Source organism: Streptomyces sp. NPDC048483 (genome assembly GCF_040651455.1).
GTDB lineage: Bacteria > Actinomycetota > Actinomycetes > Streptomycetales > Streptomycetaceae > Streptomyces.
Genome location: NZ_JBEZJZ010000103.1, coordinates 21769 through 29642 on the forward strand (window position 1 = coordinate 21769; position 7874 = coordinate 29642).

The 7874-nt window shown below is 66.3% G+C and carries 8 protein-coding genes and 3 pseudogenes; 3 read left to right on the top strand and 8 right to left on the bottom strand.

Annotated elements, in window-relative coordinates:
* Positions 1 to 102 precede the first annotated feature (102 nt).
* Positions 103 to 585, bottom strand: coding sequence for a carboxypeptidase regulatory-like domain-containing protein (locus tag AB0D04_RS34415; RefSeq protein WP_362711314.1), 483 nt, complete (start codon positions 583 to 585; stop codon positions 103 to 105).
* A 511-nt stretch (positions 586 to 1096) separates the two neighbouring features.
* On the bottom strand, positions 1097 to 1273 hold the full coding sequence (locus tag AB0D04_RS34420) for a hypothetical protein (RefSeq protein ID WP_362711315.1): 177 nt from the start codon (positions 1271 to 1273) through the stop codon (positions 1097 to 1099).
* 426 nt (positions 1274 to 1699) lie between these two features.
* Here AB0D04_RS34420 and AB0D04_RS34425 point away from each other — a divergent pair, with 426 nt between their 5' ends.
* Together AB0D04_RS34425 and AB0D04_RS34430 are read left to right on the top strand one after the other, a co-directional pair.
* The gene (locus tag AB0D04_RS34425) at positions 1700 to 2914 is read left to right on the top strand and encodes a glycosyltransferase (RefSeq protein ID WP_362711316.1); all 1215 of its coding nucleotides are present in this window, start codon (positions 1700 to 1702) and stop codon (positions 2912 to 2914) included.
* Between the two features lie 285 nt (positions 2915 to 3199).
* Positions 3200 to 3962: pseudogene (locus AB0D04_RS34430) on the top strand (transposase).
* A 77-nt stretch (positions 3963 to 4039) separates the two neighbouring features.
* Here AB0D04_RS34430 and AB0D04_RS34435 read toward each other — a convergent pair.
* From AB0D04_RS34435 to AB0D04_RS34460, 6 genes and pseudogenes are all read right to left on the bottom strand, one after another.
* Positions 4040 to 4468 (bottom strand): VOC family protein, encoded by a 429-nt coding sequence (locus AB0D04_RS34435; RefSeq protein WP_362711317.1) that lies wholly within the window; start codon positions 4466 to 4468, stop codon positions 4040 to 4042.
* A 380-nt stretch (positions 4469 to 4848) separates the two neighbouring features.
* A pseudogene (locus AB0D04_RS34440) lies at positions 4849 to 4941 on the bottom strand (IS5/IS1182 family transposase); the annotation flags it as partial.
* Between the two features lie 120 nt (positions 4942 to 5061).
* Positions 5062 to 5502: an SUKH-3 domain-containing protein gene (locus tag AB0D04_RS34445; protein WP_362711318.1), complete on the bottom strand. Its 441-nt coding sequence runs from the start codon at positions 5500 to 5502 to the stop codon at positions 5062 to 5064.
* Between the two features lie 464 nt (positions 5503 to 5966).
* Complete coding sequence (locus AB0D04_RS34450; RefSeq protein WP_362711319.1) at positions 5967 to 6317, bottom strand: DUF6191 domain-containing protein; 351 nt, start codon at positions 6315 to 6317, stop codon at positions 5967 to 5969.
* A gap of 296 nt (positions 6318 to 6613) precedes the next feature.
* Positions 6614 to 6874: pseudogene (locus AB0D04_RS34455) on the bottom strand (IS5/IS1182 family transposase); the annotation flags it as partial.
* Positions 6875 to 6926: 52 nt separating this feature from the next.
* Entirely contained in the window at positions 6927 to 7250 is a 324-nt protein-coding gene (locus AB0D04_RS34460; protein ID WP_362711323.1) for a hypothetical protein, read from the bottom strand.
* 197 nt (positions 7251 to 7447) lie between these two features.
* Here AB0D04_RS34460 and AB0D04_RS34465 point away from each other — a divergent pair, with 197 nt between their 5' ends.
* Positions 7448 to 7855: a YciI family protein gene (locus AB0D04_RS34465; RefSeq protein WP_362711320.1), complete on the top strand. Its 408-nt coding sequence runs from the start codon at positions 7448 to 7450 to the stop codon at positions 7853 to 7855.
* Positions 7856 to 7874: the final 19 nt, after the last annotated feature.

A 7874-nucleotide genomic window follows, 5' to 3' on the forward strand; every position in this document is an offset into this window, starting at 1 on the left:
TTCCGTGTCGGAGAAGCATCTGGCGGACGGCGAAGACATCGTCGGGGTCGTTGACCCCGCCTTCACCGACACTCTCGGACGAGTTCCGGACACTCTGGACATCTAAGTCTGTGCGCCGAAATGTTCCTGGAGCGTGCGCTGGATTTCCTGGAGTGCCGTACTGGTTTGTTTGAGCCTTGACAGGCGGGACGCTGCCGTTCGAGCGTAATCCGCATCCTCCCATTCTGTAGCGAACAGATACCCGTTGAGAGCGTCCATGGCCGATTCAGGATCGACGCCATGACCACTTTTCAGCAAATAGCGATCCAATGGACTGTCGTCATCGGCCATCACGTTGGCGACCACCGAGGGGTGCCAATCTTCGGCATTGGTCAGCGAGTGATGGGTATCAAACCTTATTGTGACCAATTCACCCTTGGGGAACTCCACGGTGTATCGGCCCTCGTCGTCGGTGTAGGTCTTTCCCAGCAGGGTCCGATCGCGATAGACGCTGACCTTGATCATCGCGATCGGCGCGTTATCGATGACTGCTCGCACTTGCCCATACATGAAGGATTCCTGACGAATACGCTGCCTGTCATTCACTCCGGCATCAGCCGCAAAGGATCAATCGTCCAGGCTGCGGGCCATCGCCGTGAGAACTTGCCACCTGGACCGCCTGCCACACGAGCTCCAAGTCCAGTATCCCCTGCCTGTTGCGGTACGCAACGGCACAACGGTGGCACTTGGAGCCCGTAACGCCTCGAGTCAGATTGCGTCCCCGGCGATTTCCGTCATCCGGGCCTTGCTCATTCTCGGACTCCGTCATGACCGGCGTCCCTCACACCGGCCTGCAGTCCCCCATGACCGCAGTCCGCCATGCCCGGAGTCCGGCCGTCCGCTGTACCAGGATTCCGGCATCCGGGAAGCCCGCCCAGATCAGGCTCTCTCCCGCCTCGCGTGGCAGCCTCTTTCCCACGCCCCGGCATGCTGGACTGCCCTGCAGGACCAAGAGGGGACCTGTAAGGCCGTGCCCGCAGCCGGGCGCCGGCCCTGCCGGAGCGAGGAGCCCATGAGTGCGGACGTAGGACGTGCCGCCGTCGTCGGCGACTGCCCGCTACTGCGCCGCGGCATAGCCCACGTCGTTGAATCCGCTGACGGTCTTGCGCTCACGCTCGCCACCCGGTCGGCCGACGAGGCCGCGGGCGAACTCGGACCGGGTGACATCGCGCTCGTCGACCTCCAGGTGCCACCCGCATGCCTGTCGGAAGTGGTAGGACGACTTGCCGCCCAAGGCGTCGCGGTCCTGCTCCTCTCTCGACGCTGTCTTCGGCGCCGGTGGAGCAGACACAGGACGGCGCGGCGGGAGCCGAGGGGGCCGCGGAGGTAGTCGTGGATGACGGAGGTGAGGGCGCTCATCTGGGGAGCGATCAACTCGCGGGCCGTGCACGGCAGTTCCTCGGTAGGCCCATGGGAGATCCTCCTGAGCGGACGGGACCGACGTACCGACGTACCGACGTAACGGTGTGCCAGCGTGCCGCCGCTTTGCGAGGGGGTGTCCGTCCACAGCGGACGATGAAGGGAAAGATGAAGGGAAAGGGGAGAAGCCACCCCCTTCCATGATCAACTTATAGCGCACTGGGGGGCTTGCGGCAAGGCCCGGGTCGTACCGCAGAATCGCCGACCGAGGCCAGAACCTGCTGAACATGGGAGCCGCGAAATGCGTGTGTTGTTGTCGACGTATGGGGCGCGCGGGAGCGTCGAACCGATGGTGGGACTCGCGGTGCAGTTGCGGGAACTCGGCGCGGAGGTGCGGGTGTGCGCGCCGCCGGACGAGGAGTTCGCTGAGCTGCTGGCCGGTGTCGGTGTGCCGCTGGTGCCGGTCGGCCGGCCGGTGCGCCCGCTGGTGACCTCGGTGGTGCCGGGATCGGCGGTGGGCCTGGCGCAGCGTGCGGCCGAGTTGATCGCCGCGCAGTTCGACACGGTCGCCGCGTCGGCCGAGGGATGTGACGCGCTGGTGGTGACCGGCCCGTTGCCGGTCACGGCCGGCGCGCGGTCGGTGGCCGAGAAACTGGGCATCCGCTACGTGCACGTGAGTCACCAGCCGGTCAGCCTGCCATCGCCGCACCAACCGCCGCCCGCGCGGCGGGGCCGACCGTTGCCACCGGGGATGACCGACAACCGGGCGCTGTGGGACGTGGACGCCCGGAACGCGAACGAGATGTTCGGTGCGGCGATCAACACCCACCGGGCGTCGATCGGCCTGCCACCGGTGGACAACATCCGCGATTACGCCTTCACCGACCGCCCGTGGCTGGCGACGGACCCGACCCTGAGCCCGTGGCGGCCGACGGACCTCGACGTCGTACAGACCGGTGCGTGGATCCGACCGGACGAACGCCCGCTCCCGCCCGAGCTGGTGGCGTTCCTGGACGCCGGCACCCCGCCGGTGTACGTGGGCTTCGGCAGCATGCCCCTGCGCGAGGCGCAGGACGTCGCCCGGGCTGCCATCGAGGCGGTCCGCGCGCAGGGCCGCCGCGCACTCGTCTCCCGCGGCTGGGCCGGCCTGGCCCTGACCGACGATCAGGACGACTGCTTCGCCGTCGGCGAGGTCAACCAGCAGGCACTGTTCCGTCGGGTGGCCGCAGTCGTGCACCACGGCAGCGCGGGCACCACGACGACGGCCACCCGGGCCGGCGCACCTCAGGTGGTGGTACCCCAGGGGGCGGACCAGCCGTACTGGGCCGGCCGCGTGGCCGAGCTGGGCATCGGCGTCGCACACAACGGTCCGACGCCGACCACCGAGTCCCTGTCAGCCGCGCTCAAGACGGCCCTGGCCCCCGAGACCCGTGCACGAGCGACCGGGGTGGCCGGCGCGGTCCGCACCGACGGGGCGATGGTGGCCGCGAAGCTGCTGCTCGACGCGGCCGGCTGAGGAAGGCCGCCAGCGTCCGCGTGGACACCGCGCGGGATCGCCGAGCCAGGCCACGCGCCCGGCGCCGCCGCGCCGAACTCCACGACGCCTTCCTCTCCCTCCCCTGCCGCCTCATCTCAACGGTGCGCGGCGGGTAGCCCGATGCCTGGAGCCGGCGCAACGCCTCCGGATCAAGCCCATACAACGAGGTCACCATGGCACTCAGCCCACGTGAGTTGTGCATCCTCCGGTGGCGAACACTAAAGCTTGTCCCGTAACCCCTGGTCAGGGGTGGATGATCTTGATGTGGCTGGTGTGATCACGGCGTTGGAGCCGTCTTGGGTGGCCCCGTTCACCGGGATGAGCCCTCGCTGCTTCGGCAAGTTGGTGACCGCTATACGGCGCGAGCAGGCGACCGATGTGCATCGCGGACGGCCGTGGAGCCTGTCACTGGAGGACCGCATTCTGTTGGTCGCAACATACTGGCGCACGAACTTGACGATGCACCAGCTCGCGCCGCTCTTCGGGATCTCCAAGTCGGCCGCCGACCGAATCATCGACCATCTCGGGCCAATGCTCGCCGTGCAACCACCCAGGCGGTTCCGTAACGACACCGTCCTCATCGTCGACGGCACACTGGTGCCTACTCGGGACCACACCGTCGCTGAGCAGTCGAAGAACTACCGTTATTCCACAGCCCACCAGGTCGTCATCGACGCCGATTCCCGCCTGGTCGTGGTGGTCGGCCGGCCCGTGCCGGGCAACCGGCACGACTCCCGCGGCTGGGAAGAGTCCGGCGCCAAGGCCCGGCAACACAATGACCATCGCCGACGGCGGCTATCAGGGCACCGGACTGGTCATTCCGCACCGTCGCCGCAAAGGCGAAGAACTCCCGGACTGGAAAGAGGAACACAACCGGTCCCACAAGCAGGTCCGCGCCCGCGTCGAGCACGTTTTCGCCCGGATGAAGACCTGGAAGATTCTTCGTGACTGCCGCCTGAAAGGCGACGGCGTTCACACCGCCATGCTCGGCATCGCCCGACTGCACAACCTCACCCTCACGGGGTAACTCCCGCCCCATACAAGACCGGAGAGGCCCAAGGGAGGCGGCTCCCCATCTCCCCACCACCCCGGATCGGAGAATGCTCAGTCGATACAGAAATCGTTGCCCTCGATGTCCAGCATCGGGATGCACGCATCATTGCCGTCATACAGCGTTTGCACGTGTACCGCACCGAGAGGAACCAGCCGCGCGCATTCGGCCTCAAGCGCGGCGAGACGCTCTTCACCCACGAGACCGGTGCCGACCCGCACATCAAGATGCACCCGATTCTTGACCGCCTTCCCCTCGGGAACGCGCTGGAAGTGCAGTCGCGGTCCCACACCTGAGGGATCTATGCAGGCGAACCATGAATCCCGCTGCTCAGGCGGCTGCGCACGCTTGAAATCGTCCCAAGTGGCAAACCCCTCCGGCGGAGGCGGTACGACGTACCCCAACACTTCGCACCAGAAACGAGCGAGACGCTCAGGTTCTGCGCAGTCAAAGGTGACTTGGAACTTCTTGATCGCTGACATCGGCACCGTAGCAGGCGGACTCCGCCGCACGCCTCCCTAGGCGGATCCGCCCGCCCCCCATCGCGCCCTGGGTCTCGCCTTGGACGCCAAGCGATCAACGCAGACAGGCCACGAGAACGACGCGACTGTCGGACGGTCCCCGAGATCCAGTCCTAACCAACGACCCTGACATTAAAGATCAGTTACGGGACAGCCCTTAACGACGCGGTACGCGACAGCGGAGATCGGCCTTAAGAGGCCGCAGAGAAACAAGTCGTCGACTCCGGCTCTTGACACCGCAGTTCGCGGGCGTGGAAACCACCACGTTATTTCTCTGCGGCCCCTAAGGCTCGTCCCGTAAATGATCTCAGTCATGCCTGCTGACCTGCGGTGTGCCTTGCTTAGCCAGTGAGGACGAGGTTGTGGAGGCGGGCGATCCCGAGCATGGCGGGGTGGACGCCATCGCCTTTGAGTCGGCAGTCGCGGAGAATCTTCCTCGCAGTGATCAGCTTGCCGAACTGCCGTGGGCTTAATCCGGTGAAAGGCCTGTCCAAGACGGCTCCGACGCCGTGATCACACCAGCCATCGCAAGATCATCTCACCTGTGGGTGAGGCTAGTTGCCGAGCCAGTCTGCTTGCTCTGCACGATTGACGCCGTCATCGCCCGCCACTACATAGATCAGCGCCTCCACGAAGGTAGAACCCAGGCACCACACGACGTTCGGCCCCACCGCTATGACGCGCCCGCTGGCCGCGATATACGACCTGAACTGGACCGACCACATACCCAAAGGGCTGTAGTTCTCTGCATATCGAAGCCTCAGCGAGGCAGCTTCCGCGGCAGTGTCGATGCAAGCGTCCACGGGGTCAATGCGTAGCGAAGAGGTGGGGACGCGGGCCGGGCAGCTCTCGATCGTCAGCTCGCCGAACTCGCCCCAGATCCCGACTGCCGCGTCGTTGAGTGTGAACCCAGCCGCTGTCAGTTGCCGCGTCCAGTCCCCAGTGGCGATCTCACGACCTGCTTTCCACCCGCCAATGCTCAGCGCGTCCAGCACCAACGGACCGCAACCCATCAACGACTCACTGATGCGTTCTATGCGCACTCTCCTTCCCCTCGGCTGAACCTGCCGTCCGAAGTCTGCCGCACATTCCTGCGAGCGGACAGGGCCCTGGTCCCGGACGACACGGAGATCATTTGCGGGACAACCTTTAGGTGACGTCACTCCTGCCGAATCGCAGGGCGGCGACCGAATGCCGTCCGCCGACGATGAACCAGGGGTTCCTGGGCCCAAGCGTCCACGACTTCTGCCCCGGCCTTACGGAAGCGTCCAGTTGCGTCATGTGGGTCACCACCAGCACTTCGACACCGATCCTTCACGTCAGCAAGCGAAAGCTGACCAACCAGCGCATGCACTGCACCCGTCAGGCCGGGAACGCCGTGAAGCGCAGAGCGCGCGAGTAGCCCCTCGCCGAATGACGTGCGCCTTCACTCACCGTGACTCCATGCAACCTTTTCCCATCATCGCGTTATCTCCTGCCCTGAGAGGCGCTGTGCTGGTTGACGGACGGCCCCGTCCTCGCCCTTCGGCAGCACGATGAAAGCGGTGCCCTGGGCAAGGTCGATGTTGGAGCGGGGCGGCGCGCCGTCGCCCTCATCCTCCCGAAGCAACATCTTCACTCGTCGCTGCTCCAACTCCACGGTCTTGTTTCCGTTCACGACCGTGGTGAACTCGTCGAAGGCCATAGTGGACAGCGATCTGCCCGTGCGCTTGCGCAGCCACGGCACCAGGCCCAGCCCCGTGAACCATCTCAACAGGCTCTCCGTCAGGGCGAAACCGATCAACAGACACACAAACGCAGGGAAGGACATAGCCCACATCATTGCCACAGCCGGTCAACCTTTCACCCTCGCTCACACCTGACGACACGGGAAACGTCTTCGGACGCCAAGTCGTTCCCTTCCCGGTGTGAAAACCACCGTGCTCAAGTCGGCTGCGGTGCAGACGTATTCAGCTCATTTTCCGGCCGCAGATGGTGATCACGCTGGGACTGCGGCCTGGCGGTGGGAGTGGCTTGCCCTGCACCGAGCCTGGTGGCGGCGCCAGTGGGACCCGCGCCGATGCGCCGTGTCATGGACGTGCTGGGCGACGAGGGTCATGCGGCTGGTTCGGGGATCGTGGCGGCGATGCCGCGTCGACGCAGGTAGACGCGGTTGGCACGGGATCTGTAGGCCTTGTCGGCCCGGACCCGGACCCGCCGCTTGCGGGGCCGGCCGGTGCCGAGCCGCGGGACGCTGGTCTTGTCCAGGACGGGCCGGAACTGCGGGGAGTTGCCACGCTGCCCGGCGGTGACGATCAGTGACAACACGTTCTGGCCCTGCTCACACGACAGGTGGATCTTGGCGGTCAACCCGCCACGGGAGCGTCCCCACGCGTGATCGGAAGGCTCGCAGACGACGCCACCCGGCGGCTCGCTCTGCTCATCTCCCCGTCGGTGGGCGCCGACGGCGTGCTGATGTGCGGACAACCGTTGAGTCCACGCCGGCCTCCCAGGTGACCAGTCCGGCCGCGTCCGCGCGGGCCTGGAACGCGGTGACGATCCGCGCCCACACCCCAGAGCGTTGCCACCGGCGAAACCACACATACGCCGCGGGTGGTCGGCGCGCGACCCCGAGCCGCAGCAGGCTGATGCCCCACTCCGCCGCCCGGCTGGTGAGCTTGGCCCGTGGCGGCGCGACGTCGTGCTCCTCCGCCCAGGTCCCTCGACGACACGAGGGTTCGGGGCAGCGCAGTTGCTCGGTCACTGCGGATCTTGGAAGGCCTCGTTCCGTCTCGTCCCTCGCGCCACGCCGTGGACCCGGGCACCACGAGACGGCTCACTCAGGCCCCTCTACGAGAGCCCAAAAAAATTCGGACGGCGATGTCGAGAACCTGTGGCCGGCTCCGTCCCTGTGGTGAAACGTGACCACAATGGGTCGCACCAGCACCGAGGAGAAACACGATGGCCAAGTACCTGCTGCTCAAGCACTACCGCGGCGCTCCGGCTGCGGTCAACGACGTGCCCATGGACCAGTGGACGCCGGAGGAGATCTCGGCGCACGTGCAGTACATGCAGGACTTCGCGGACCGGCTCGAGAAGACGGGCGAGTTCGTCGACGGTCAGGCGCTCGCCCCCGAAGGGGCGTGGGTCCGGTACGACGGTGAGGGGCGGCCGCCGGTCACCGACGGCCCGTTCGCCGAGACCAAGGACCTCATCGCCGGCTGGATGGTGATCGACGTCGACAGCTACGAGCGTGCCGTCGAGCTGGCCGGGGAGCTGTCGGCCGCCCCCGGGGCGGGCGGGAAGCCGATCCACGAGTGGCTCGAGGTGCGTCCGTTCCTGGGCTCGCAGCCCACCATCACGGAGTGACCTCATCGATGAACGAGGC